Source organism: Lentzea terrae, assembly GCF_003265345.1.
Classification (GTDB): domain Bacteria; phylum Actinomycetota; class Actinomycetes; order Mycobacteriales; family Pseudonocardiaceae; genus Lentzea; species Lentzea terrae.
On record NZ_QFWW01000014.1, the window covers coordinates 1 to 451 of the forward strand.

Here is a 451-nt window from a genome sequence, read left to right on the forward strand (position 1 = left end):
ATCACCCTCCGATGATCGCAGAGTTACCCGGCGTACCCGCTGGAACGGTAGCTAACGCCAACCACACACCATAGAGTCCGAATGGAGGAATCCTGACCGTTTGTCCCTTTAGGACCAAGCGACGCAGCGGAAGGCCGGGGGACCCGCTCGCACGGGAACAGCAACACACCGATCCTGACGGAAGGACGCCACGTAACGGTGCGAGGCGCCTCGCCACCGCTTCATGTCCTCGCGGCTCGACAGCATCGACTTACCAGCCCGTGAGTTACCAGCAGATCCGCCGCGTATATGGATGGACAACGGCACAGATCAAGTTGCGTCTCGAACACCGGAGGCGCACACCAGACATGTCACCATCCCATCCACTGCGGAGATCGACATGGCCTGGACAGAACAGATCGGCACGCAATCCTGGCGCGTCCGCTACCACACCGGTGATGGACACACCGCG